This window comes from Pseudomonas sp. MF6755 (assembly GCF_016405635.1).
Taxonomy (GTDB): Bacteria; Pseudomonadota; Gammaproteobacteria; order Pseudomonadales; family Pseudomonadaceae; genus Aquipseudomonas; species Aquipseudomonas haemolytica.
Map to the genome: position 1 here is coordinate 65,120 of NZ_JAEKDA010000026.1, position 24,735 is coordinate 89,854.

Below are 24,735 nucleotides of genomic sequence, written 5' to 3' on the forward strand. Positions count from 1 at the left end.
CTTTTGTTCTGGAACCTGCTGATGAGTGCTCCTCGTGAAACCATCGCTGCTGTGGCCACCGCTCAGGGTCGAGGTGGTGTGGGTATCGTTCGTATTTCCGGACCGCTTGCCGGCATTGCAGCCAAGGCCATCAGCGGTCGCGAATTGAAGCCGCGCTATGCGCATTACGGTCCGTTCCTGGATGCTGACGAAAGCGTTTTGGACGAGGGTCTGGCGATTTATTTCCCGGGGCCTAATTCCTTCACCGGCGAAGATGTCCTTGAATTACAAGGTCACGGCGGCCCGGTCGTATTGGATATGTTGTTGCACCGCTGCCTGCAACTGGGCTGCCGCCTGGCCCGCCCTGGCGAATTCAGCGAACGCGCATTTTTAAACGACAAGCTTGACCTGGCCCAGGCTGAAGCCATTGCTGACTTGATCGAAGCCAGTTCCGCACAAGCCGCACGGAATGCATTGCGCTCGCTGCAGGGCGCTTTTTCCCTACGTGTGCATAACTTGACCGAGCAACTGATCAGCTTGCGCATCTACGTTGAAGCGGCGATTGATTTTCCGGAGGAAGAAATCGACTTTCTCGCCGACGGTCACGTATTGGCGATGCTGGATAAGGTTCGCGACGAGTTATCCACAGTCCTGCGCGAAGCCGGGCAGGGTGCCTTGCTGCGGGACGGCATGACAGTGGTGATAGCGGGCCGGCCAAACGCGGGCAAATCCAGCCTGCTCAATGCACTGGCGGGGCGTGAAGCAGCCATTGTCACCGAGATTGCCGGCACGACCCGGGATATCCTGCGCGAACATATCCACATCGACGGCATGCCGCTGCACGTGGTCGACACTGCGGGTTTGCGTGATACCGATGACCAGGTCGAAAAAATTGGCGTAGAGCGCGCACTCAAAGCCATCGGCGAAGCCGATCGGGTGCTGCTGGTCGTAGATGCCACGGCGCCTGAGGCTGTGGATCCTTTTGCCCTATGGCCAGAGTTTCTTGAGCAACGGCCAGACCCGGGCAAGGTCACGCTGATTCGCAACAAAGCCGATTTGACGGGTGAAGCGATTGCGATGGAAACCAGCACGGATGGCCACGTCACCATCAGTCTGAGCGCCAGATCGGCGGGAGAGGGCCTGGAATTGCTGCGTGAGCACCTCAAAGCTTGCATGGGCTATGAGCAGACGTCGGAAAGCAGCTTCAGTGCGCGCCGCAGGCACCTGGAGGCGTTGCGCCACGCGAGCGCAGCCTTGGAACACGGTAGGGCTCAATTGACACTGGCAGGGGCAGGGGAGCTGCTGGCTGAGGATTTACGTCAGGCGCAGCAGCTGTTGGGGGAAATTACCGGCGCATTTAGCTCCGATGATTTGCTGGGGCGGATCTTCTCCAGCTTTTGCATTGGTAAATAAGCGAGTTATCCACAGTGCCTCACCAGTTGTAGGACACCGTACCGAGCAAGGTACGGCTGTCACCCCAGTAGCAACGCCCCGCATCGTTGCAACCAGATACATATTCCTTGTCGAACAGGTTCTTGGCGTTTAGATCGACCGACCAGTGTTTGTCGATCTGATAGCCAACCGCTCCGTCCACCAGCGTGACGCTGCCCGCATCCAATTTCCCGTATAGGCTGGGGGCCGTGTAGGAAAAGGTACTGTCGAAGTAACGCACACCGCCGCCCAGGGACAGACCTTTGAGTTGACCATCGAGGAAACGGTACTTGCCCCACACCGACGCCTGATTACGTGGAACACCCGTCATCTGATGCCCTTCAACCAGCGAGGTAGCCGAATCCTTGGTAATCCGCGCGTCCGTGTAGGTGTAGGCCGCTGTCACGTTCAGGTTGGGCGTGAGGTTGCTGTTCACCTCAACTTCCACCCCCTTGGCCCGGCTTTCGCCGACTTGGCGATAGCTGTTGGTGGTGGCATCGAGGTAAGTGTCGTCCTGCTTGCGCAAGTCATACACCGATAGCGTCATCGCGGTGTCCCAGCCGATCGGCTCGTATTTCACGCCCACTTCATATTGGCTGCTGGTGATCGGCTTCAACGGTGAGCCGGCGTTGGAGATCTGCTGCACCGGGACGAACCCGGTGGAGTAGCTGACATACGGCGTTAGGCCGTTGTCGAACTGGTACATCACCCCGCCCTGGTAGGTGAACTTGCGGTCTTCGGAGCCGGTGTTGCTGGCCTTGTTCACCTTGTCGCGAAAATCACTGTCGACCCAGTCCTGACGGCCGCCGAGCAGGAATAACCAGTGGTCATACTTGCTCTGGACCTGTGCATAAACCCCTTTCATCTGCTGTTCGAGCAAGGTGTTTTGCACAGCCACAGGGGTCAACGGATCTCGCAGGTACACGGGGTTATATGCATTGATGGTGCCGGCAGAGCCTGCGTCCCAATCCTGGTTAAATGAAGTGCGGTCATAACTGGCGCCGAACAGCAGCGTAGTTTCCAGGTCGCCCAGCTGGAACTTACCCTCCAGCTGGTTATCCAGGGAGTAAACCATCGACTTGTTGTAGCGGTCGTAGGCGGTCATGTTCAGTTGAGTACCAAAGCCGCGGTTATTCAGCGTGCCAGGCCATGTTTCATGGCGGTTGATGCGCGACTGCATATAGCGCGAATTCTGACGGAACTGCCAATCGTCGTTGAAGCTGTGGCTGAACTCGTAGCCGGTGCTCCAGGATTCACGTTCAAAGGTGTTCCAATCCGGGTTACCGAGCATGGTGTGTTTGGAAAGCTTGCCATTTGGATTTGTGAGCAACGTGCCAGCCGCCGGTAGGCCGAGTTCGAGGTTGGTGTGGTCCTTCTGGTAGTTGGCCAACAGCGTCAGCGTGTTGTAGTCGTCGAAATTCAGCGTCAGCGAAGGTGCGATGTAGAGGCGGTCGTCCGGGACGTGATCGGTCTGTGTATCGGACTTGCGGCCGAGCATCACTACCCGCCCAAGGATATTGCCGCTGTCATTGAGCGGGCCAGAGATATCCACACCCACCTGGCGTCGGTTATTTGAGCCGTAACCCAGCTGCACCTCACCTTGCGGCGTGGCAGTAGGGTGTTTGCTGACTAGGTTCACCAGGCCGCCTGGGGCGTTTTCACCGTAGAGCAGAGAAGACGGGCCACGGAAAACCTCGACCCGCTCCAGGCCGTAAGGCTCACTGGAGGTGTCATACCGATTACCTTGTAGGCGTAGGCCGTCTCTCAGTAGGCCGTAGCCGTAGTCCGTTGCGTTGAAACCGCGGATAAAAAACAGATCCCCCGCCAAACCATCGCCAGCTGCAAAAGGTGGCGCAAAAATACCTGGCACATAGCCCAGCACCTCAGTCAGGGTCTGGGATTTCTGGTCTTTGATACGCTGACCCGTAACGACCGATACCGAGCGCGGCGTTTCCGACAAAGGTGTACTGGTCTTGGTGCCGATGCGGCTGTTTTGCGCCTTGTAGCCCACGTCACCGGCGATCTTTTGGTTGAAACCCTCCTGTTGATAAGTGCTTACCGTGGTGGTCGCAAGCGTAAGTTGGCCAGCGGGCGCGGCCTGCAGGACATAGCTACCGGGCATCTGGGCTACCGCCTGCAGCCCCGAATCTTGCAGCAGCAGCGCAAAACCTTGGTCCACCGAATAATCACCTTGCAGCCCTGGCGTGTTCAGGCGCGTGGTTTGCTGGGGTGAAAAAGACAGAATCACATTCGCCCTAGCGGCGAATTGGCTCAAGGCATTGTCCAGCGGGCCGGCTGCGATGGCGTAGTGTTGCACCGTGCTGGCGGCCATGGCGCCGGTTGACAGCAAAACACCGGCCAAGGCCGCGCTACTGAGCAGCAGGCTGCCGGTCAAACCGTGGGAAGAAAGTCGCTGGCGGAACTTGGTAGGGAGGCGCATAGGTGGGTAAGCCCTGAAGGTTGCGTCGTGATTACCTCTAGGGCCGCGCCAGGTAAGAAAAAGATAACCCCTGTGTGGGATATTTTTCCCGATCAGCCGATGTGCTTCACCGACACCCAATAGCGGGTGAAATACTTCACCCGAATCGGCAGGGTCGCTTGCAGATTGGCCAGCACTGCATCGGTAGAGTCCAGGCGGAACGTACCGGAAACCCGCAAACGTGCCGACGCCAGATCGCATTGCAGGACGCCCGGACGATAGCGCGCAAGCTCGTCGATCACGTTCCCGAGTCGAGCATCCAATACGATCAACTGGCCATCGACCCAGGCTGCCTGGGATCCACTATATGCACTGTTATCGCTCACATTTTGGCGATCAAAGTCAGCGCTTTCACCTGCTTCGAGCAAGCGGACGTGGTTGGGCTGGTCAGCGGGCGACACGCTCACCCGGTCCTCCAGAACTCCGACACGCGTGGAACTCGACAGCTGGCGCACGGTGAATCGAGTACCCAATGCCTGGATGCGGCCTTGACGTGTTTCGACATAAAAGGGCGTTTGCACACCTAATTTGCCGGTGCGGATAAGTACTTCACCTTCGCGCAGATGGATCAAACGCTGGCTTGCGTCGAATACCACATCAATCGCCGTGCCGGTGTTGAGATCAAGTTGCGTGCCATCAGCCAACTCGATACGTCGGTGTTCACCCACGCAAGTCCGGTAGTCAGCCCAGACATTGCCCAGGGACGTGTGCTGCTGAACATTCCAGCCCAAGTACCCGGTACCGCCCAGCACCAGCATCCACTTCAGCACCTGGCGACGTTGCTGCGTGGTTGATAAGGCGCGGCGGGTTAAATCCTGGGGCAGCGCGCCAAGGCTGCGTTGCAATTGTTCCATCTGGTTCCACGCAGCCTGATGTGACGGATCGGCGTTCAGCCATTGTTGCCAGGCCAGGCGTTCTACGGGCGTAGGCAGTTGGGCTTGAAACTGCACATACCAACTGGCGGCGGCCTCGAAGGTCTGGCGATCGGGAATCGCCATTACCGGCTGGCCATGATCAGCGAACATTCCGTCAAGGCACGGATCATGTGCTTCTTCACAGTGGTCAGCGATACCTGCAACCGATCCGCGATCTGTTGATAAGTCAGCCCCTCGATCTGCGACAACATGAAGATCCGCCGCGCACGTTCGCCGAGTGAAGACAGGGCTTTATCCACAGCCACCAGGGTCTCAATGATGATGGCCTTGTCTTCTTCGCTGATGGTGGTGGCTTCAGCCCGTTCAGCCAGCGTTTGTCTGTAGGCCTGTTCGATCGAGTGCCGACGATAGCGGTCAATCACCAGGCCCCTGGCGATGGTCGCCAAATAGTCTCGTGGTTCAACGATTTGCGCCGCATGCCGCCCGCCCAAGATCCGCACGAACGTATCGTGCGCCACATCGGCCGCATCGCAGGCGTTATGCAACTTGCCTTTGAGCCACCCGTGCAACCAGGAATGGTGTTGCTCATAGATGTGCTGGACGGCGACGGTGTGTGAAGGAGGGGACATAGGGAATGACAAGTCAAGTTAATGATAATCGCTATTATTAACCGACCTGCTGTATCCGACAATAGATCTCTACTTTTGTGCGCTTACCCAAGAATTAGAGGATTTGGTTAGCCTCGGCGTGAGCGAAATACACACCTTTTCAACCATTTCTGTGGATTAAGCCCTGTGAATAACCGCGCCTGTGCCCAGTTGATAACAGGGCCTGAAACCTGAGCAAAAACCCCTCTGTGGATAACCACCTGTTTAATCCACAGGCTTAAAGCACTTATCCAAGGGCCTCATTGGCACATGACCACAGACTTTTGAATCTCTGTACACAGCGTAAATAAAGGCCTACAGGAATCTATCCACAGAAAGGTGGCTCAGTATAAATAAACATAAAAACAAAGATTTAATAAATTTCTCTCTTTTAATTTCTATTGTCCGTGATTCATCCACAGCTGGTTAAATTTTGTGCAAAGGGTTCTTTAGGAAGGGCTAAGTCCCTATACTTGCCGCCAAAGCTCTAAAACTCTTTCAACAAACAATTCCTGATTACCTACATAAGCAGGCACGAGGTGCGTGGTGGATTTCCCTTCCCGTTTTGAAGTGATCGTCATCGGCGGCGGTCATGCCGGTACCGAGGCAGCACTGGCGTCAGCACGCATGGGCGTAAAAACCCTGTTGCTCACGCACAACGTGGAAACCCTCGGTGCCATGAGTTGCAACCCCGCTATTGGCGGGATTGGCAAAAGCCATCTGGTCAAGGAAATCGACGCCCTTGGCGGCGTAATGGCAATGGCCACCGACAAAGGTGGTATTCAGTTCCGTGTGTTGAACAGCCGCAAAGGCCCGGCCGTACGCGCAACTCGAGCACAAGCAGACCGAATTCTGTACAAGGCTGCAGTGCGCGAAACCCTGGAGAACCAGCCGAACCTGTGGATATTCCAGCAAGCCGCTGATGACCTCATCGTCGAACAGGACCAGGTCCGCGGTGTTGTCACGCAAATGGGCCTGCGTTTCTTCGCAGAATCCGTGGTGTTGACCACCGGTACCTTCCTCGGCGGACTTATCCACATCGGCATGCAGAACTATTCCGGTGGCCGCGCCGGTGATCCACCGTCGATTGCCCTGGCAAAACGCCTGCGTGAATTGCCGCTGCGGGTTGGTCGCTTGAAAACCGGGACCCCGCCGCGTATCGATGGGCGTTCTGTAGATTTTTCGGTGATGACCGAGCAGGCAGGCGACACACCGATTCCAGTCATGTCGTTCATGGGTTCCAAGGAGCAGCATCCGAAACAGGTCAGCTGCTGGATTACCCACACCAACGCCCGTACCCACGAAATCATTGCTGCAAACCTTGATCGTTCGCCGATGTATTCCGGTGTGATCGAAGGCATTGGCCCGCGTTATTGCCCGTCGATCGAAGACAAGATCCACCGCTTTGCCGACAAGGAAAGCCACCAGGTCTTCATCGAGCCCGAAGGCTTGACCACGCACGAGCTGTACCCGAACGGGATCTCCACTTCCTTGCCGTTCGACGTGCAAATCCAGATCGTGCAGTCCATTCGCGGTATGGAAAATGCCCACATCGTGCGGCCCGGCTACGCCATCGAGTACGACTACTTCGATCCACGAGACTTGAAATACAGCCTGGAAACCAAAGTGATCGGCGGCTTGTTCTTTGCTGGCCAAATCAATGGCACCACCGGTTACGAAGAAGCCGGCGCCCAGGGTTTGCTGGCCGGGACCAATGCCGCATTGCGTGCACAAGGCAAAGACAGCTGGTGCCCGCGTCGCGATGAAGCGTACATCGGCGTTTTGGTTGATGACCTGATTACCCTGGGGACCCAGGAACCGTACCGGATGTTCACGTCCCGGGCCGAATATCGCCTGATCCTGCGCGAAGACAACGCCGACCTGCGTCTGACCGAAAAAGGTCGCGAACTGGGCCTGGTCGACGATGCGCGTTGGGAAGCCTTCTGCAAAAAACGCGAAAGCATCGATCTGGAAGAGCAACGGCTGAAAAGTACCTGGGTTCGCCCTGGCACCGAGCAGGGCGACGCGATTGCCGAAAAATTCGGCACGCCGCTGACTCACGAGTACAACCTGCTGAACCTGCTGTCTCGTCCGGAAATCGACTACGCTGGCCTGGTCTCGGTAACCGGCGGCGGCGCAGAAGATCCACAGGTCGCCGAGCAGGTCGAAATCAAGACCAAATATGCCGGTTATATTGACCGTCAGCAGGACGAAATCGCCCGTCTGCGCGCCAGTGAAAACACCAAGCTGCCTGTGGATATCGACTACACCGGGATTTCCGGGTTGTCGAAAGAGATTCAAAGCAAGCTGGGTATAACTCGGCCGGAAACGCTCGGCCAGGCTTCACGTATCCCGGGCGTTACCCCGGCAGCCATTTCGCTGTTGATGATTCATTTGAAAAAACGCGGCGCGGGCCGTCAGTTGGAGCAAAGCGCTTGAGTTCGTTGGTCACCTCGCAACACGCCGAAGAGTTATCCACAGGAGCGCGCCAACTGGGCGTGGCCCTGACCGAAGCCCAGCATGAGCTACTGCTGGGCTATCTGGCCCTGTTGATCAAATGGAACAAGGCTTACAACCTGACCGCCGTGCGTGATCCGGACGAGATGGTGTCGCGTCATTTGCTCGACAGCCTCAGCGTGATGCCGTTTATCGAAAACGGTCGCTGGCTCGACGTAGGCAGTGGCGGCGGGATGCCTGGCATCCCACTGGCGATCCTGTTTCCCGAGTCTCAAGTGACGTGCCTGGACAGCAACGGCAAGAAGACCCGCTTCCTGACCCAGGTCAAACTTGAACTCAAGCTGGATAACCTGCAAGTTATCCACAGTCGCGTCGAAGCCTTCACGCCTGAGCAGCCTTTCAACGGCATTGTGTCCCGGGCGTTCAGCAGCATGGAGAACTTCAGCAACTGGACCCGTCATCTGGGCGACCGCGACACCCGCTGGCTGGCAATGAAGGGCGTCCATCCAAGCGACGAGCTGTTAGCATTGCCGGCAGACTTCCACCTCGATAGCGAACACGCCTTGGCCGTACCCGGTTGCCAAGGCCAACGCCATCTGCTGATACTGCGCCGCACGGCATGATTGGGAACACAAGCAAGAATGGCTAAGGTATTCGCGATAGCGAACCAGAAAGGTGGCGTGGGTAAAACCACCACCTGTATCAACCTCGCAGCATCCCTGGTCGCCACCAAGCGTCGGGTGCTGTTGATCGATCTCGATCCACAGGGCAACGCCACCATGGGGAGCGGTGTGGATAAACACGGGCTGGAAAACTCAGTCTACGATTTGCTGATTGGCGAATGCGACCTGGCTCAGGCCATGCACTATTCCGAGCACGGCGGTTACCAACTGCTGCCGGCCAACCGCGATTTGACTGCGGCGGAAGTGGTGCTGCTGGAAATGCAGATGAAAGAAAGCCGTCTGCGCAGCGCCCTGGCACCTATTCGTGAGAATTACGACTACATTTTGATCGACTGCCCACCGTCGCTGTCGATGCTCACGCTTAACGCGCTGGTTGCTGCCGATGGGGTGATTATTCCCATGCAGTGCGAGTACTTCGCCCTTGAAGGCTTGAGCGACCTTGTGGATAACATCAAGCGTATTGCCGAGTTGCTCAACCCTAACCTCAAAGTCGAAGGCTTGCTGCGGACCATGTATGACCCGCGCCTGAGCCTGATGAACGATGTGTCGGCGCAGCTCAAGGAACACTTTGGCGACCAGTTGTACGACACCGTGATTCCCCGCAACATCCGCCTGGCCGAAGCGCCAAGCTATGGCATGCCGGCGTTGGCGTACGACAAATCTTCGCGTGGTGCCATTGCCTACCTGGCATTGGCCGGCGAGATGGTTCGCCGTCAACGCCGCAATTCACGCACCGCTGCAGCCCAGCCAACTTAAGGAATCCCCATGGCCGTCAAGAAACGAGGTCTCGGACGTGGACTGGATGCACTGCTGAGTGGTCCGACCGTCACATCGCTTGAAGAACAAGCGGTGCAGGCCGACGAGCGCGAGCTGCAGCACTTGCCCCTGGACTTGATCCAGCGCGGCAAATACCAGCCACGCCGGGATATGGATCCCCAGGCGCTGGAAGAACTGGCCAACTCGATCAAGGCCCAGGGCGTGATGCAGCCCATCGTGGTGCGCCCGATTGGCGGTGGCCGCTTTGAGATCATCGCCGGTGAGCGTCGCTGGCGCGCCAGCCAACAGGCTGGCAAGGAAACCATCCCGGCGATGGTGCGTGATGTGCCGGATGAAACTGCCATCGCCATGGCGTTGATCGAGAACATCCAGCGTGAGGATCTCAACCCGATCGAAGAAGCGATCGCGTTGCAGCGTTTGCAGCAGGAATTTCAGCTGACCCAGCAACAGGTGGCCGAGGCGGTGGGTAAATCCCGCGTCACCGTGTCCAACTTGCTGCGCCTGATCGCGCTGCCCGAAGTCATCAAGACCATGCTGTCCCACGGCGACCTGGAAATGGGCCACGCCCGTGCTTTGCTCGGTTTGCCGGAAAATCAACAGGTTGAAGGGGCGCGACACGTTGTCGCACGAGGTCTTACTGTGCGTCAGACCGAGGCGCTGGTTCGCCAGTGGCTCAGCGGCAAACCTGCACCGGTCGAAACGGCCAAACCTGATCCGGATATCGCACGACTTGAGCAGCGCCTGGCCGAGCGCCTGGGCTCTGCGGTGCAAATTCGCCACGGCAAGAAGGGCAAAGGGCAATTGGTCATCGGATATAACTCTCTCGATGAGCTTCAGGGCGTCCTTGCCCACATCCGCTGAAACATTTACTCATGTAGCGTGTGATCGGAAATCACTACCCGACAGTTGAATAGGGGCAGAACCGCCCCTATACTCTGCGCGCATTTTGTCGGCACAAATTATGCCAAGTTATTGATTTCCGGCAGCCGACCATTGAGGAGCAAGAGTGATGGAAACCCGCACGCCAAACACGTTGCCGTTCCATCGCTTGGCTGTTTTCCCGGTTTTATTGGCTCAATTTGTCATTCTGCTGATCGCCGCATTGGCGCTTTGGTATTGGCATGGAGTCGTAGCCGGATATTCAGGACTCTGCGGAGGCCTGATAGCCTTGCTGCCCAATATGTATTTTGCTCACAGGGCCTTTCGGTTTTCCGGCGCCCGAGCAGCCCAGGCTATCGTCCGGTCTTTTTATGCCGGCGAGGCGGGGAAACTGATTTTGACGGCAGTGCTGTTTGCACTGACCTTTGCAGGTGTGAAGCCATTGGCGCCGCTAGCTGTATTCGGCGTCTTCGTGTTGACCCAACTGGTCAGCTGGTTCGCTCCCCTGCTAATGAAAACAAGACTTTCGAAACCTTAGGGCGTTTGAGGCAACCATGGCAGAAACAACCGCTTCGGGCTATATCCAGCACCACTTGCAGAACCTGACCTTCGGTCAGCTTCCTAATGGCGGCTGGGGCTTTGCCCACACCGCAGCAGAAGCCAAAGAAATGGGTTTCTGGGCTTTCCACCTGGATACTCTGGGTTGGTCGGTCGCATTGGGCCTGATCTTCGTCCTGATTTTCCGCATGGCGGCAAAGAAGGCGACTTCCGGTCAGCCAGGTGCTTTGCAGAACTTCGTTGAAGTATTGGTCGAATTCGTCGATGGCAGCGTGAAAGACAGCTTCCATGGCCGTAGCCCGGTGATTGCACCGCTGGCACTGACCATCTTCGTCTGGGTGTTCCTGATGAACGCCATCGACTTGATTCCGGTGGACTGGATTCCTCAGTTGGCCATGGCGATCTCTGGCGATCCGCACATTCCATTCCGTGCCGTATCGACCACTGACCCTAACGCCACCCTGGGCATGGCCCTGTCGGTGTTCGCGTTGATCATTTTCTACAGCATCAAGGTCAAGGGCATCGGCGGCTTCATCGGCGAACTGACCCTGCACCCGTTCGGCAGCAAGAACATCTTCGTTCAAGCCCTGCTGATCCCGGTGAACTTCCTGCTGGAATTCGTCACCCTGATCGCCAAGCCGATTTCCCTGGCCTTGCGACTGTTCGGCAACATGTATGCCGGCGAGCTGGTGTTCATTCTGATCGCTGTGATGTTCGGCAGCGGCCTGCTCTGGCTTAGCGGCCTGGGCGTAGTTCTGCAGTGGGCGTGGGCTGTGTTCCACATCCTGATTATTACCCTGCAGGCCTTCATCTTCATGATGCTGACCATCGTCTACCTGTCGATGGCGCACGAAGAGAACCATTAAGACCAGTCTCGACTAGTCTGATGTCCTTCCCGGTCAAACGGGAAGGTGGCCCACCAGGGCTATGAAACGATTTGTTTTACCGCTTTAAAATCTAAAAAACCTAAACCATACGACGTAAAAGTCGGGAGGAAAGATGGAAACTGTAGTTGGTCTAACCGCTATCGCTGTTGCACTGTTGATCGGCCTGGGCGCCCTGGGTACTGCCATTGGTTTCGGCCTGCTGGGCGGCAAATTCCTGGAAGGCGCAGCGCGTCAGCCAGAAATGGTCCCAATGCTGCAAGTTAAAATGTTCATCGTCGCCGGCCTGCTCGACGCCGTGACCATGATCGGCGTTGGTATCGCACTGTTCTTCACCTTCGCGAACCCCTTCGTTGGTCAACTCGCTGGCTAATCACTCGAATTTTCGAGTGATTGGGGTGATGGACAACGAATGAGCGAGGTGTTGGCGTGAACATTAATGCAACCCTGATTGGCCAATCCGTTGCGTTCTTCATTTTTGTAGTGTTTTGCATGAAGTTCGTGTGGCCTCCGGTCATCGCGGCTTTGCACGAACGTCAGAAGAAGATCGCGGATGGTTTGGACGCTGCCAGCCGTGCAGCTCGCGACCTGGAGTTGGCCCACGAGAAAGTGGGTCAGCAACTGCGCGAAGCTAAAGCACAGGCAGCTGAAATCATTGAGCAAGCCAAGAAACGCGGTAACCAGATCGTCGAAGAGGCTGTTGAAAAAGCCCGCGTCGAAGCTGACCGTGTGAAGGCTTCGGCTCATGCCGAGATCGAACAGGAACTGAACGGCGTCAAAGACGCGCTGCGTGCCCAACTGGGTGCTCTGGCGGTCGGCGGTGCTGAGAAGATCCTCGGTGCCACAATCGATCAAAACGCGCACGCGGAGCTGGTTGACAAACTGGCTGCTGAAATTTAAGCGAGGGCGATCATGGCAGAACTGACCACGTTGGCCCGACCTTACGCTAAGGCAGCCTTCGAGCACGCCCAGGCCCACCAGCAGCTGGCCTCTTGGTCAGCCATGCTCGGCCTGGCTGCAGCAGTGTCGCAAGACGACACCATGCAGCGCGTGCTCAAGGCCCCGCGCCTGACGAGCGCAGACAAGGCCGCCACTTTTATTGAAGTGTGCGGCGACAAGTTTGATGTGAAAGTGCAGAACTTCATCCACGTCATTGCCGAAAACGACCGTCTCCCGCTATTGCCGGAGATCGCCGCTCTGTTCGACCTGTACAAGGCCGAAGCAGAGAAATCGGTAGACGTTGAAGTGACCAGTGCTTTTGCATTGAACCAAGAACAGCAAGACAAACTCGCCAAGGTTCTCAGTGCACGACTCAATCGGGAAGTGCGCCTGCAAGCTTCGGAGGACGCATCCCTGATTGGTGGTGTCGTTATCCGTGCCGGCGACCTGGTTATCGATGGCTCGATTCGCGGCAAAATCGCGAAACTTGCCGAAGCATTGAAATCTTGAGTTTGAAGGGGCAGCAGAGCAATGCAGCAACTCAATCCTTCCGAAATAAGTGAAATTATCAAGGGCCGCATCGACAAGCTCGATGTGACCTCCCAAGCCCGTAACGAAGGCACTGTCGTCAGCGTATCTGACGGCATCGTGCGGATTCACGGTCTGGCCGACGTTATGTACGGCGAGATGATCGAGTTTCCGGGCGGCGTCTACGGTATGGCCCTCAACCTGGAGCAAGACTCCGTAGGTGCCGTTGTATTGGGCGCGTACACCAGTCTGGCTGAAGGCATGAGCGCCAAGTGCACCGGCCGCATCCTGGAGGTTCCAGTTGGTAAGGAACTGCTGGGTCGCGTAGTCGACGCACTGGGTAACCCTGTTGACGGCAAAGGTCCACTGGGCAACACCGAGACCGACGCGGTCGAGAAAGTTGCTCCAGGCGTGATCTGGCGTAAGTCGGTAGATCAGCCTGTACAGACTGGCTACAAGGCTGTCGATGCCATGATCCCAGTCGGCCGTGGCCAGCGTGAGCTGATCATCGGTGACCGTCAGATCGGTAAAACCGCCCTGGCGATCGACGCGATCATCAACCAGAAAGACAGCGGCATTTTCTGCGTCTACGTAGCTATCGGTCAGAAACAATCGACCATCGCCAACGTGGTTCGCAAGCTGGAAGAAAACGGCGCCCTGGCCAACACGATCATCGTGGCTGCCAGTGCTTCGGAATCTCCTGCGCTGCAGTTCCTGGCACCGTACTCCGGTTGCACCATGGGTGAATTCTTCCGCGACCGCGGTGAAGACGCGCTGATCGTTTATGACGATCTGTCCAAGCAAGCAGTGGCTTACCGCCAGATTTCCCTGCTGCTGCGCCGTCCACCAGGCCGTGAAGCTTACCCAGGCGACGTGTTCTATCTCCACTCCCGTCTGCTGGAGCGCGCATCCCGCGTTTCGGAAGAGTACGTAGAGAAGTTCACCAACGGCGCAGTGACCGGCAAAACCGGTTCCCTGACCGCACTGCCGATCATCGAAACCCAGGCTGGCGACGTTTCTGCGTTCGTTCCGACCAACGTGATTTCCATCACTGACGGTCAGATCTTCCTGGAATCGGCCATGTTCAACTCCGGGATCCGTCCTGCAGTGAACGCCGGTGTTTCGGTATCCCGTGTGGGTGGTGCCGCTCAGACCAAGATCATCAAGAAGCTCTCCGGTGGTATCCGTACCGCTCTGGCTCAGTACCGTGAACTGGCGGCATTCGCCCAGTTCGCTTCTGACCTGGACGAAGCGACCCGTAAGCAACTTGAGCATGGTCAGCGCGTTACCGAGCTGATGAAGCAGAAGCAATACGCCCCAATGTCGATCGCTGACATGGCGTTGTCGCTGTATGCCGCTGAGCGTGGGTTCCTGACCGACGTTGAAATCGCCAAGGTCGGCAGCTTTGAACAAGCGCTGATTGCTTACTTCAACCGCGATCACGCCGAATTGATGGCGAAGATCAACGTGAAGGGTGACTTCAATGACGATATCGACGCTGGCATGAAAGCCGGTATCGAGAAGTTCAAGGCCACCCAAACCTGGTAAGCCGCAGCGGGAGCCGCAAGGCTCCCGCTTGCTAACCTGATAGGTGTTACATGGCAGGCGCAAAAGAGATTCGCAGTAAGATTGCGAGCATCAAAAGCACGCAAAAAATTACCAGCGCCATGGAAAAAGTGGCGGTCAGCAAAATGCGCAAGGCACAAATGCGCATGGCTGCTAGCCGTCCTTATGCGGAGCGTATCCGCCAGGTAATTGGGCATCTGGCCAACGCCAACCCGGAATACCGCCACCCGTTCATGATCGAGCGCGCCGTCAAGCGTGCAGGTTATGTGGTAGTGAGCAGTGACCGTGGTTTGTGCGGTGGTTTGAATACCAACCTGTTCAAGGCCCTGGTCAAGGACATGGCGGTAAACCGCGAAAACGGCGTCGAGATCGATCTGTGTGTTGTTGGTAGCAAGGGTGCGGCCTTTTTCCGTAACTTCGGCGGTAACGTCGTTGCAGCTATCAGCCACCTGGGTGAAGAGCCGTCGATCAATGATTTGATCGGCAGTGTGAAGGTGATGCTGGATGCGTACCTGGAAGGCCGTATTGACCGCCTGTCCGTGGTATCCAACAAGTTCATCAACACCATGACCCAGCAGCCAACCGTGGAGCAATTGATTCCACTGGTGGCGACTCCGGATCAGGAACTCAAGCACCACTGGGACTACCTCTACGAACCAGACGCCAAAGAGCTGCTTGACGGCTTGATGGTGCGCTACGTGGAGTCGCAGGTGTACCAGGCGGTGGTCGAGAACAACGCAGCTGAACAAGCGGCGCGGATGATCGCGATGAAAAACGCTACCGATAACGCCGGTGATCTGATCAGCGATTTGCAGCTGATCTACAACAAGGCGCGTCAGGCTGCGATCACCCAAGAGATCTCGGAAATCGTCGGCGGCGCTGCCGCGGTTTAACGGTTCAAATATTCAGAGGATCCAGCTATGAGTAGCGGACGTATCGTTCAAATCATCGGCGCCGTTATCGACGTGGAATTTCCACGCGACAGCGTACCGAGCATCTACAACGCGCTGAAAGTACAAGGCGCGGAAACTACCCTGGAAGTTCAGCAGCAGCTGGGCGACGGCGTAGTTCGTACCATTGCGATGGGTTCCACCGAAGGCTTGAAGCGCGGTCTGGACGTTGTCGACACTGGCGCTGCCATCTCCGTACCGGTCGGTAAAGCGACCCTGGGCCGGATCATGGACGTACTGGGCAACCCGATCGACGAAGCTGGCCCGATTGCCACCGAAGAGCGCTGGGGCATTCACCGTCCAGCACCATCGTTCGCTGAGCAAGCTGGCGGCAACGACCTGCTGGAAACCGGCATCAAGGTTATCGACCTGGTTTGCCCGTTCGCCAAGGGCGGTAAAGTCGGTCTGTTCGGTGGTGCCGGTGTAGGCAAGACCGTAAACATGATGGAACTGATCCGTAACATCGCCATCGAGCACAGCGGTTATTCCGTGTTCGCCGGTGTGGGTGAGCGTACTCGTGAGGGTAACGACTTCTACCACGAGATGAAGGACTCCAACGTTCTGGACAAAGTGGCACTGGTTTACGGTCAGATGAACGAGCCGCCGGGAAACCGTCTGCGCGTAGCACTGACTGGCCTGACCATGGCCGAGAAGTTCCGTGACGAAGGTAACGACGTTCTGCTGTTCGTCGACAACATCTACCGTTACACCCTGGCCGGTACTGAAGTATCCGCACTGCTGGGCCGTATGCCTTCGGCAGTAGGTTACCAGCCGACCCTGGCTGAAGAGATGGGCGTTCTGCAAGAACGTATCACTTCGACCAAGGAAGGTTCGATCACTTCGATCCAAGCGGTATACGTACCTGCGGATGACTTGACCGACCCGTCGCCAGCTACCACCTTCGCCCACTTGGACGCCACCGTCGTTCTGTCCCGTGACATCGCTTCCCTGGGTATCTACCCAGCGGTCGATCCACTCGACTCGACTTCGCGCCAACTGGACCCGAACGTGATCGGCCAGGAGCACTACGACACCGCTCGCGGCGTTCAGTACGTGCTGCAGCGCTACAAAGAACTGAAGGACATCATTGCGATCCTGGGTATGGACGAGCTGTCGGAAGCCGACAAGCAGTTGGTAAACCGTGCTCGTAAGATCCAGCGTTTCTTGTCGCAGCCGTTCTTCGTGGCTGAAGTCTTCACCGGTGCCTCGGGTAAGTACGTTTCCCTGAAAGACACCATTGCTGGCTTCAAAGGCATCCTCAACGGTGACTACGACCACCTGCCAGAACAAGCGTTCTACATGGTCGGCGGCATCGAAGAAGCGATCGAGAAAGCCAAGAAACTGTAATCCAGGCGCCCGGCAACGGGCGCTCATCAGGTTGAGGCAATCAGATGGCTATGACAGTCCATTGCGATATCGTCAGCGCGGAAGGGGAAATTTTCTCCGGTCTGGTCGAGTTTGTAACAGCGCACGGTGACTTGGGTGATCTTGGTATCGCCATGGGTCACGCTCCGCTGATTACCAGCTTGAAACCAGGTCCGATCACTCTGACCAAGCAAGGCGGGGAAAAGGAGGTGTTCTACATCTCCGGTGGTTTCCTCGAGGTTCAGCCGAACATGGTCAAGGTACTTGCCGACACCGTGCAACGTGCTGGCGACCTGGATGAAGCCTCCGCTCAGGAAGCCGTCAAGGCTGCCGAGAAGGCCCTGAACGAAAAAGGTGCAGACTTCGACTACAGCGCTGCTGCAGTACGTCTGGCCGAGGCTGCAGCTCAGCTGCGCACGCTCCAGCAGATCCGCAAGAAGTAAGCGGCCCCGCCGTGATGCTTTCTGTGTGATTGATTAAAAAGGGTAGCCTCGGCTACCCTTTTTCTTTTTTTGCAAAACACTTCTCTGGTCTGAACCCGGACCGCCCAGGATTGGTAGCCATTCATGTCTCTTGAAATCGTCATTCTCGCCGCAGGCCAGGGCACCCGCATGCGTTCCGCTCTGCCCAAGGTGCTGCACCCTGTCGCGGGAAACTCCATGCTGGGCCATGTTATCCACAGCGCCCGGCAGTTGGATCCGCAACGTATTCACGTGGTAATCGGCCACGGTGCTGACGTAGTACGTGAGCGTTTGGCTGCGGACGATTTGAATTTCGTATTGCAAGACAAGCAACTGGGCACCGGCCATGCCACCGCGCAAGCCGTGCCCTTCATCACCGCCGACACGGTGCTGATCCTCTACGGCGATGTACCGCTGATTGAAGTGGAAACCCTGCAGCGCCTGCTCAAGCACGTAGTGCCCGGCCAGATGGGCCTGCTCACCGTTGAATTGGACGACCCCACCGGATATGGCCGTATCGTGCGTAATGCCGACGGCAAGGTCGCCGCGATCGTCGAGCACAAGGATGCCAGCGAAGCCCAGCGCGCCATTACTGAAGGCAACACCGGCATTCTCGCCGTGCCTGCCGATAAGCTTGGCGACTGGATGAGCCGCCTGTCCAACAACAATGCCCAAGGTGAGTACTACCTCACCGATGTGATCGAAATGGCTGTTAGCGATGGCCTGCTGGTCGCCACCGAACAGCCCCACGACCCAATGGAAGTGCAGGGCGCCAACGACCGCAAGCAGCTTGCCGAACTGGAGCGTCACTACCAACTGCGCGAAGGTCTGCGTCTGATGGCCCAGGGTGTGACCCTGCGAGACCCGGCGCGTTTTGATGTGCGTGGCGAAGTGACTGTAGGGCGCGACGTGCTGATCGATATCAACGTGATCCTTGAAGGTCGCGTGATCATTGAAGACGACGTGGTCATTGGCCCTAACTGCGTGATCAAGGACAGTACCTTGCGCCAAGGCGTGGTGATCAAGGCCAACAGCCATATCGATGGCGCCGTGATGGGCGAGGGCAGTGACGCCGGCCCATTCGCACGCTTGCGTCCCGGTACTGTGATGGGCGCCAGAGCGCATGTTGGTAATTTCGTCGAGCTGAAAAATGCGCGTATGGGCGACGATGCCAAGGCAGGCCACTTGGCTTACCTCGGTGATGCGGTGATCGGTGCTCGCAGCAACATTGGCGCGGGTGCAATTACCTGTAACTACGACGGCGCCAACAAATACCAGACGACGATTGGTGAGGACGTGTTTATCGGCTCCAACAACTCGCTGATTGCACCGGTTTCCATCGGTGATGGTTCAAACACAGCAGCAGGTTCTACCATCAACCAGGATGTGGATAAGTCCCAGCTGGCCGTAGCCCGCGCCCGTCAACGCAACATCGACGGTTGGAAGCGCCCGGTCAAAATCAAGAAAACCTGAGTTATCCAAAATCTCACCAGCAACAAAATTCCAACGTGGGAGGGGGCTTGCTCCCGATAGCGGTGGTTCAGTCACATATGCATTGGCTGACACACCGCCATCGGGAGCAAGCCTCCTCCCACATTTGTGTGCGCTATTTCCAAAAATGTCACTTGACGATCTTTCGCCAATAGGTTTTGATTGCCTTCGTTATCTTTCGAAACGAAACTTATCATCACCATGTCGAAACGAAATACACCCCAACGACGCCACAACATCCTGACCTTGCTCAATGAACAGGGCGAAGTCAGTGTGGATGAATTGGCTAAGCGTTTCGAAACTTCGGAAGTAACCATCCGCAAGGATCTGGCCGCACTCGAAAGTAACGGCCTGCTCCTGCGTCGCTACGGTGGCGCTATCACCATGCCCCAAGAGCTGGTGGGCGATGCTGCCCAACCCATCTCGGCCTACAAGCGCGCCATCGCCCGTGCGGCCGTGGTGCGGTTGCGTGAACACGCGCGCATCATTATCGACAGCGGCAGCACCACCGCCGCCATGATCCCCGAACTGGGCCATCAGCCCGGCCTGGTGGTGATGACCAACTCCCTGAACGTGGCCCGCGCCTTGAGCGAACTGGAGCACGAACCGGTGCTGTTGATGACTGGCGGCACCTGGGACCCGCATTCGGACTCGTTCCAAGGCCAGGTCGCCGAGCATGTGCTGCGCTCCTACGATTTTGATCAGTTGTTCATCGGCGCCGACGGCATCGATTTGCAGCGCGGTACCACCACCTTCAACGAATTGCTGGGCCTGAGCCGCGTCATGGCCGAGGTCGCCCGTGAAGTGGTGGTGATGGTCGAGTCCGACAAGATCGGCCGCAAGATTCCCAACCTGGAACTGCCCTGGAGCAGCGTCCATACCCTTATTACCGATGATCGCCTGCCGCTTGAGGCCCGCGACCAGATCCAAGCCCGCGGCATTACGCTGATATGCGCGGCCGTCATCTAGGAGAAACACAATGTGTGGAATTGTTGGCGCAGTCGCCGAACGTAACGTTACTGCCATCCTGATCGAGGGCCTCAAGCGCCTTGAATACCGCGGCTATGACAGCGCCGGCGTGGCGGTTTTCACCAATGCCGGCAAGCTGGAGCGCATGCGCCGCCCGGGCAAGGTCAGCGAGTTGGACCAGGCCCTGGCTGGCGAGCCGCTGGTGGGTCGCCTGGGCATTGCCCACACGCGTTGGGCCACCCACGGTGCGCCGTGCGAGCGTAACGCCCACCCGCACTTCTCGGGTGACCTGGCCGTGGTGCACAACGGCATCATCGAAAACCATGAAGTCCTGCGTGAACAACTCAAGGGCCTGGGCTACGTATTTACCTCGGACACCGACACCGAAGTCATCGCCCACCTGCTCAACCACAAGCTCAAGGACCACAGCGACCTGACCACGGCCCTCAAGGCCACGGTCAAGGAACTGCATGGCGCTTACGGCCTGGCAGTGATCAGCGCCAGCCAGCCTGACCGCGTAGTGGCCGCCCGTAGCGGTAGCCCGCTGGTGATCGGCCTGGGCCTGGGCGAGAACTTCCTTGCCTCCGACCAACTGGCGCTGCGCCAGGTCACTGACCGCTTCATGTACCTGGAAGAAGGCGATATTGCCGACATCCGCCGTGAAAGCGTGCAGATCTGGGACGTTAACGGGCAGTCGGTCGAGCGTGAAGCTGTGCAATACCGCGATGGCGCCGAAGCCGCTGACAAAGGCGAGTTCCGCCACTTCATGCTCAAGGAAATCCACGAGCAGCCATCCGTGGTGCAACGCACCCTGGAAGGTCGCCTGAGCCAGAACCAGGTGCTGGTCAACGCCTTTGGCCCGCAAGCCGCCGAATTGTTCGCCAAAGTGCGCAATGTGCAGATCGTGGCCTGTGGTACCAGCTACCACGCCGGTATGGTCGCTCGTTACTGGTTGGAAGAACTGGCCGGTATTCCATGCCAGGTCGAAGTCGCCAGTGAATTCCGCTACCGCAAAGTGGTGGTGCAGCCCGACACTCTGTTCGTGACTATCTCCCAGTCCGGCGAAACCGCCGACACCCTGGCCGCTCTGCGCAACGCCAAAGAGCTGGGCTTCCTCGGCAGCCTGGCGATCTGCAACGTCAGCATCAGCTCCCTGGTGCGTGAATCCGACCTGACTCTGTTGACCCAGGCTGGTCGCGAAATCGGCGTGGCCTCCACCAAAGCCTTCACCACCCAACTGGTAGGCCTGTTGCTGCTGACCCTGTCCTTGGGCCAAGTGCGCGGCACCCTCGCCGAAGGTGTCGAAGCCACCCTGGTGGAAGAACTGCGCCGCCTGCCGGCCCGCCTGGGCGAAGCCTTGGCCATGGACAGCACCGTGGAAAAAATCGCCGAGCTGTTCGCCGACAAGAACCACACTCTGTTCCTTGGCCGTGGCGCGCAATACCCGGTAGCAATGGAAGGCTCGCTGAAACTCAAGGAAATCTCGTACATCCACGCCGAAGCCTACCCGGCCGGCGAGCTGAAGCACGGCCCATTGGCCCTGGTGGATGACGATATGCCGGTGGTCACCGTCGCGCCAAACAACGAACTGCTGGAGAAGCTCAAGTCCAACCTGCAGGAAGTACGCGCCCGTGGTGGCCAACTGATCGTCTTCGCAGATGAGAAGGCGGGTATGACCAATGGCGAGGGCACTCACGTGATCAACATGCCGCACATCCACGACACGCTGTCGCCGATCCTCTACACCATCCCGCTGCAATTGCTGTCGTACTACGTTGCGGTGCTCAAGGGCACCGACGTTGACCAGCCGCGTAACCTGGCGAAGTCGGTGACGGTGGAGTAAGGCTTACTGGCGTATCGAAAAAGGGTGGTTTTTGACAAAATATTTTGACACTAGACAAAATATTCTGACACCAGACAAGATATTTTGACACAATGCCTAAAGCCCCTGATTTCAGGGGCTTTTTCTTTTTTATGTCCTCCACCGTATGTCCGATTTTGGGTTGTGATCTTGCTAGAGGCGTAGTCTGTTACAGGACTTAGACTTATTCACAGCGCTGATATTTTCCTAGGACTTTTTGTGCACATTCCATTTTTGAGGATATGTGGAGGCCGCAGAAGGCATGGGAGGTTGGCTTGCGTGGTCGTAGCTTCAAGACGCAGTCCGATATTGATCGGCATATCGAAAAAGGCTTTGGGCAAGGAAGTCACGAGCTCTATTTGCCGTGGTTGCGTGTGCAAGACGTTCCATCACATGGTCGGTCGCGCAAGGTTCATGGAGTAAAGGTTGATCGGCTTCATCACCTACTGTCTGATCTTGAATACGGGTATTTGCTCGTAGCCGAGTTTTCCTCTGAGGTGGTGGATATTCGGGAGCAATTTCCCATCCTTCCGCAATCGGCGGTTCAGTCGATTGCCCATGCTTTGAATATTCTCTATCCCGTTTATCCAGGCACCAAAGTGCCTTTCGTGATGACGACGGATTTTCTGCTGACCATCAAGCAGCCAGATGGAAGCACGCGCTTAGCGGCTCGTACGCTCAAATACACCGAGTCGCTTAAGGCAGACAAAGGACTTGAACGCACCCTGGAAAAGTTTGAGATCGAACGAGCCTATTGGTCCGGTCAAGGGGTGGACTGGAACATCGTTACCGAGAAAGACCTCCCTGCCACTCTGATCCAGAACCTTGACTGGTTACGTAAATCAGCGACCCTCCAACGACATCTTCAACAACGTCCACTGATCGAGTCGTTTCTAGAGGAGATCACTCGTGTGCGTGAGTATCCATGGCCACTTGACCGTGTGTTGCGCCATATAGCGGGCGCATTGTTCATCCCCTACACCGACACCAAGGCCATGTTCATGCATCTGGTTTGGCACAAAAACATCCTCTTGGAGCTGGCAGCGGAACGGCTTTCAATGAAGAGCTCGTTGCCTCAAATCGAAGTCGTATGGCCCTCCAGCGATAATGGCCACGAACTGAAGGTCGGTTGATATGGCATATCTCAGTAAGAATGATGTCCTTGAGGCAGTAACCGAACCCAAGCTATTGAAGGGTTTAGTGAGGGTTCTATGGGTTGATAAGCGCAGCGATCAGACTGTGCTGATGACGATTGAACGCTCACCCAAGCGGCCATGGATCATGCAGCTATCTGAGCTGAAAAGCTGGTTAAGCTCAGGCGATATCAAGTTTTTATCGGTTACTCCTCCAACCTACATGTTGAAGGCGGAGGGAGACCTTTCTGATAAAGAGAAGGCATTCCGGGATAACAACTGGGCCCGTATTCAATCGCTTGTCGACACTGACCCTCCAGACGCTATTTTCCAGCCAGATGCTCTTGGTCAAATGGTCGCTGATCAGGCGCGCAAACTTGGGCTGCCGAACAAATCGTTGTATCGCTTGCTGTACCGATATTGGATGGGGGGGCAAGTACGTAACTCACTGCTTCCAGATAGGGTTAACGCGGGAGGGCCAGGCAAACCTAAAAACTACCCAAACGGCCTTAAACCGGGACGTTCGACGATGTTTCAGGGGGTCAAATCCTCTACTCAATCGAAGGTACTGAGTGATACGGATAAAAACTGTATCAAGACTGGGTTTGCATTATTTGCCAAGGGATCTGTAGGGACCATCGCAGATGCTTACGTCAAAATGCTTCGGCGTTTTTATACGATTAAACCGATGCTGGGTGACGCAGGGGACGATGCGCCTTTGCTTCCTGCCAGCGAGCTACCCACGGCCAGACAGTTTGCCTACTGGGGTAACAAAGCTTTCGATGACATTGCAGTTCTGAGAGGTCGCAGTGGTGAGCGCAATTGGCAAAAAGACCATCGCCCGCTGAGCGGTACTGTTCGGGAGAACCTGCGTGGGCCAGGCCATTTATTTGAAATCGACGCCACCATTGCAGATGTCTATCTCGTCAGTCGTTACAACAGAAATTGGATTATTGGCCGTCCAGTTGTTTACGTCGTTATCGATACTTTTTCGGGAATGATCGTAGGAGTATTTGTTGGCTTGGAGGGACCAAGCTGGAATGGTGCCCGACAAGCGCTTTACAACGCGTTTACCTCAAAAGTAGAGTTCTGTGCTGCCAACGGCGTTGAAATTGAAGATGCCGATTGGCCTTGTCATCACCTACCGCACGAAGTTTTCGCGGATCGTGGTGAGATGCTTGGACAAGCTGCTGAGGGGCTTGCCTCCGGCTTGCGTATTAATTTGGGTATCGCGCCTCCCTATCGTCCAGATTGGAAAGCGATCGTGGAAAGCTCATTCAAAGTGCTGAATACCACGACGCAAATTCACTGGATTCCAGGAGCTGTGCGCAAGCGAATTCTAGAGAGGGGTGAGCGTGACTACCGACTCGATGCCACGCTGAATCTAGCCGAATTTACGAAGATCGTCATTGAGGGAATCCTTCACTACAACAGCCAGAATCGACAGCCAGCTCGACTCGATAAAGAGATGATTGCTGATCAGGTCGAGCCAACCCCTATGGGAATATGGGACTGGGCGCTCAAGAATGATCGAATCGAGGCCAATACTCAGACGGAAGAGCTGATTTATCTGCACTTACTACCTCGAGATAATGGCTCAATTCAGAAAGGTGGGATTAAGTTCAAGGGGATGTTTTACGTCTGCGACTGGGCTATTGAACAGAACTGGTTTGCACGTGCTCGGCATCGTGGTGTCTGCGGATTCCACGGGCATCCGGCCACCCATTCCATGAACATCCGGCCACTGATTCCACGATGATCCGGCCACCCGTTCCACGGCCATCCGGCCACCCACAAGGCAGGCAGCAACGCAGGATTAATTC

At 56.6% G+C, this 24,735-nt stretch carries 22 protein-coding genes; 19 read left to right on the plus strand and 3 right to left on the minus strand.

What is annotated here, in order from left to right; translation table 11 throughout:
• The first annotated feature begins 21 nt into the window (after positions 1-21).
• Positions 22-1,392 carry a tRNA uridine-5-carboxymethylaminomethyl(34) synthesis GTPase MnmE gene (gene mnmE, locus JFT66_RS27295; RefSeq protein WP_034116584.1) on the plus strand — a complete coding sequence of 457 codons (1,371 nt, stop codon included), beginning with the start codon at positions 22-24 and terminating at the stop codon, positions 1,390-1,392.
• A gap of 19 nt (positions 1,393-1,411) precedes the next feature.
• Here mnmE and JFT66_RS27300 read toward each other — a convergent pair whose 3' ends face one another.
• From JFT66_RS27300 to JFT66_RS27310, 3 genes are all read right to left on the minus strand, one after another.
• Positions 1,412-3,850 (minus strand): TonB-dependent siderophore receptor, encoded by a 2,439-nt coding sequence (locus JFT66_RS27300; RefSeq protein WP_198860499.1) that lies wholly within the window; start codon positions 3,848-3,850, stop codon positions 1,412-1,414.
• A 92-nt stretch (positions 3,851-3,942) separates the two neighbouring features.
• Positions 3,943-4,887, minus strand: a complete 945-nt coding sequence (locus JFT66_RS27305) for a FecR domain-containing protein (protein ID WP_034116582.1) — start codon at positions 4,885-4,887, stop codon at positions 3,943-3,945.
• A complete protein-coding gene (locus JFT66_RS27310) occupies positions 4,887-5,393 on the minus strand; it encodes a sigma-70 family RNA polymerase sigma factor (protein ID WP_034116581.1) in 507 nt (168 codons plus the stop codon). Before JFT66_RS27310 ends, JFT66_RS27305 begins: the two co-directional genes overlap by 1 nt.
• A 564-nt stretch (positions 5,394-5,957) precedes the next feature.
• On the opposite strand from JFT66_RS27310, the gene mnmG reads away from it, so the two are divergent.
• The 18 genes from mnmG to JFT66_RS27400 all read left to right on the plus strand — a co-directional run bounded on the left by mnmG (position 5,958) and on the right by JFT66_RS27400 (position 24,671).
• Positions 5,958-7,850, plus strand: a complete 1,893-nt coding sequence (gene mnmG, locus JFT66_RS27315) for a tRNA uridine-5-carboxymethylaminomethyl(34) synthesis enzyme MnmG (protein WP_034116707.1) — start codon at positions 5,958-5,960, stop codon at positions 7,848-7,850.
• A complete protein-coding gene (gene rsmG, locus JFT66_RS27320; protein ID WP_020302581.1) occupies positions 7,847-8,491 on the plus strand; it encodes a 16S rRNA (guanine(527)-N(7))-methyltransferase RsmG in 645 nt (214 codons plus the stop codon). The genes mnmG and rsmG overlap by 4 nt, the downstream gene beginning before the upstream one ends.
• 18 nt (positions 8,492-8,509) lie before the next feature.
• Positions 8,510-9,307: a ParA family protein gene (locus JFT66_RS27325; protein ID WP_005792605.1), complete on the plus strand. Its 798-nt coding sequence runs from the start codon at positions 8,510-8,512 to the stop codon at positions 9,305-9,307.
• Between the two features lie 9 nt (positions 9,308-9,316).
• The gene (locus JFT66_RS27330; RefSeq protein WP_016970690.1) at positions 9,317-10,189 is read left to right on the plus strand and encodes a ParB/RepB/Spo0J family partition protein; all 873 of its coding nucleotides are present in this window, start codon (positions 9,317-9,319) and stop codon (positions 10,187-10,189) included.
• Positions 10,190-10,337: 148 nt separating this feature from the next.
• The gene (locus tag JFT66_RS27335) at positions 10,338-10,745 is read left to right on the plus strand and encodes a F0F1 ATP synthase subunit I (protein WP_010565865.1); all 408 of its coding nucleotides are present in this window, start codon (positions 10,338-10,340) and stop codon (positions 10,743-10,745) included.
• Between the two features lie 16 nt (positions 10,746-10,761).
• A complete protein-coding gene (gene atpB, locus JFT66_RS27340) occupies positions 10,762-11,631 on the plus strand; it encodes a F0F1 ATP synthase subunit A (protein ID WP_034116579.1) in 870 nt (289 codons plus the stop codon).
• A 133-nt stretch (positions 11,632-11,764) separates the two neighbouring features.
• Complete coding sequence (gene atpE / locus JFT66_RS27345; RefSeq protein ID WP_002555987.1) at positions 11,765-12,022, plus strand: F0F1 ATP synthase subunit C; 258 nt, start codon at positions 11,765-11,767, stop codon at positions 12,020-12,022.
• 56 nt (positions 12,023-12,078) lie between these two features.
• Entirely contained in the window at positions 12,079-12,549 is a 471-nt protein-coding gene (locus tag JFT66_RS27350) for a F0F1 ATP synthase subunit B (protein WP_034116578.1), read from the plus strand.
• A 12-nt stretch (positions 12,550-12,561) separates the two neighbouring features.
• Positions 12,562-13,098 carry a F0F1 ATP synthase subunit delta gene (locus JFT66_RS27355; RefSeq protein WP_003195833.1) on the plus strand — a complete coding sequence of 179 codons (537 nt, stop codon included), beginning with the start codon at positions 12,562-12,564 and terminating at the stop codon, positions 13,096-13,098.
• 21 nt (positions 13,099-13,119) lie between these two features.
• A complete protein-coding gene (atpA, locus tag JFT66_RS27360) occupies positions 13,120-14,664 on the plus strand; it encodes a F0F1 ATP synthase subunit alpha (protein ID WP_003195831.1) in 1,545 nt (514 codons plus the stop codon).
• Positions 14,665-14,714: 50 nt separating this feature from the next.
• Entirely contained in the window at positions 14,715-15,575 is an 861-nt protein-coding gene (gene atpG, locus JFT66_RS27365; protein ID WP_005792602.1) for a F0F1 ATP synthase subunit gamma, read from the plus strand.
• Between the two features lie 27 nt (positions 15,576-15,602).
• Positions 15,603-16,979, plus strand: coding sequence for a F0F1 ATP synthase subunit beta (gene atpD / locus JFT66_RS27370; protein WP_032857187.1), 1,377 nt, complete (start codon positions 15,603-15,605; stop codon positions 16,977-16,979).
• A gap of 44 nt (positions 16,980-17,023) precedes the next feature.
• Positions 17,024-17,440 carry a F0F1 ATP synthase subunit epsilon gene (locus JFT66_RS27375; RefSeq protein WP_005792601.1) on the plus strand — a complete coding sequence of 139 codons (417 nt, stop codon included), beginning with the start codon at positions 17,024-17,026 and terminating at the stop codon, positions 17,438-17,440.
• A gap of 123 nt (positions 17,441-17,563) precedes the next feature.
• Positions 17,564-18,931, plus strand: a complete 1,368-nt coding sequence (glmU, locus tag JFT66_RS27380; protein ID WP_198860500.1) for a bifunctional UDP-N-acetylglucosamine diphosphorylase/glucosamine-1-phosphate N-acetyltransferase GlmU — start codon at positions 17,564-17,566, stop codon at positions 18,929-18,931.
• Between the two features lie 219 nt (positions 18,932-19,150).
• A complete protein-coding gene (locus JFT66_RS27385; RefSeq protein ID WP_034116576.1) occupies positions 19,151-19,918 on the plus strand; it encodes a DeoR/GlpR family DNA-binding transcription regulator in 768 nt (255 codons plus the stop codon).
• A gap of 10 nt (positions 19,919-19,928) precedes the next feature.
• On the plus strand, positions 19,929-21,761 hold the full coding sequence (gene glmS, locus JFT66_RS27390) for a glutamine--fructose-6-phosphate transaminase (isomerizing) (protein ID WP_153837293.1): 1,833 nt from the start codon (positions 19,929-19,931) through the stop codon (positions 21,759-21,761).
• A 293-nt stretch (positions 21,762-22,054) separates the two neighbouring features.
• Entirely contained in the window at positions 22,055-22,912 is an 858-nt protein-coding gene (locus JFT66_RS27395) for a TnsA endonuclease N-terminal domain-containing protein (RefSeq protein ID WP_233097205.1), read from the plus strand.
• A 1-nt stretch (position 22,913) separates the two neighbouring features.
• Positions 22,914-24,671 (plus strand): DDE-type integrase/transposase/recombinase, encoded by a 1,758-nt coding sequence (locus JFT66_RS27400; protein ID WP_233097206.1) that lies wholly within the window; start codon positions 22,914-22,916, stop codon positions 24,669-24,671.
• The last annotated feature ends 64 nt before the right edge of the window (positions 24,672-24,735 follow it).

Excerpts from the sequence above, each read along its gene's own strand:
- JFT66_RS27335 (WP_010565865.1), top strand. The coding sequence starts at position 10,338 with ATGGAAACCCGCACGCCAAACACGTTGCCGTTCCATCGCTTGGCTGTT.
- JFT66_RS27300 (WP_198860499.1), bottom strand. The coding sequence starts at position 3,850 with ATGCGCCTCCCTACCAAGTTCCGCCAGCGACTTTCTTCCCACGGTTTG.
- atpA (WP_003195831.1), top strand. The coding sequence starts at position 13,120 with ATGCAGCAACTCAATCCTTCCGAAATAAGTGAAATTATCAAGGGCCGC.
- JFT66_RS27375 (WP_005792601.1), top strand. The coding sequence starts at position 17,024 with ATGGCTATGACAGTCCATTGCGATATCGTCAGCGCGGAAGGGGAAATT.
- glmU (WP_198860500.1), top strand. The coding sequence starts at position 17,564 with ATGTCTCTTGAAATCGTCATTCTCGCCGCAGGCCAGGGCACCCGCATG.
- JFT66_RS27325 (WP_005792605.1), top strand. The coding sequence starts at position 8,510 with ATGGCTAAGGTATTCGCGATAGCGAACCAGAAAGGTGGCGTGGGTAAA.
- JFT66_RS27355 (WP_003195833.1), top strand. The coding sequence starts at position 12,562 with ATGGCAGAACTGACCACGTTGGCCCGACCTTACGCTAAGGCAGCCTTC.
- JFT66_RS27385 (WP_034116576.1), top strand. The coding sequence starts at position 19,151 with ATGTCGAAACGAAATACACCCCAACGACGCCACAACATCCTGACCTTG.
- JFT66_RS27400 (WP_233097206.1), top strand. The coding sequence starts at position 22,914 with ATGGCATATCTCAGTAAGAATGATGTCCTTGAGGCAGTAACCGAACCC.
- atpE (WP_002555987.1), top strand. The coding sequence starts at position 11,765 with ATGGAAACTGTAGTTGGTCTAACCGCTATCGCTGTTGCACTGTTGATC.
- JFT66_RS27310 (WP_034116581.1), bottom strand. The coding sequence starts at position 5,393 with ATGTCCCCTCCTTCACACACCGTCGCCGTCCAGCACATCTATGAGCAA.
- JFT66_RS27330 (WP_016970690.1), top strand. The coding sequence starts at position 9,317 with ATGGCCGTCAAGAAACGAGGTCTCGGACGTGGACTGGATGCACTGCTG.
- atpD (WP_032857187.1), top strand. The coding sequence starts at position 15,603 with ATGAGTAGCGGACGTATCGTTCAAATCATCGGCGCCGTTATCGACGTG.
- atpB (WP_034116579.1), top strand. The coding sequence starts at position 10,762 with ATGGCAGAAACAACCGCTTCGGGCTATATCCAGCACCACTTGCAGAAC.
- JFT66_RS27305 (WP_034116582.1), bottom strand. The coding sequence starts at position 4,887 with ATGGCGATTCCCGATCGCCAGACCTTCGAGGCCGCCGCCAGTTGGTAT.
- atpG (WP_005792602.1), top strand. The coding sequence starts at position 14,715 with ATGGCAGGCGCAAAAGAGATTCGCAGTAAGATTGCGAGCATCAAAAGC.
- glmS (WP_153837293.1), top strand. The coding sequence starts at position 19,929 with ATGTGTGGAATTGTTGGCGCAGTCGCCGAACGTAACGTTACTGCCATC.
- mnmE (WP_034116584.1), top strand. The coding sequence starts at position 22 with ATGAGTGCTCCTCGTGAAACCATCGCTGCTGTGGCCACCGCTCAGGGT.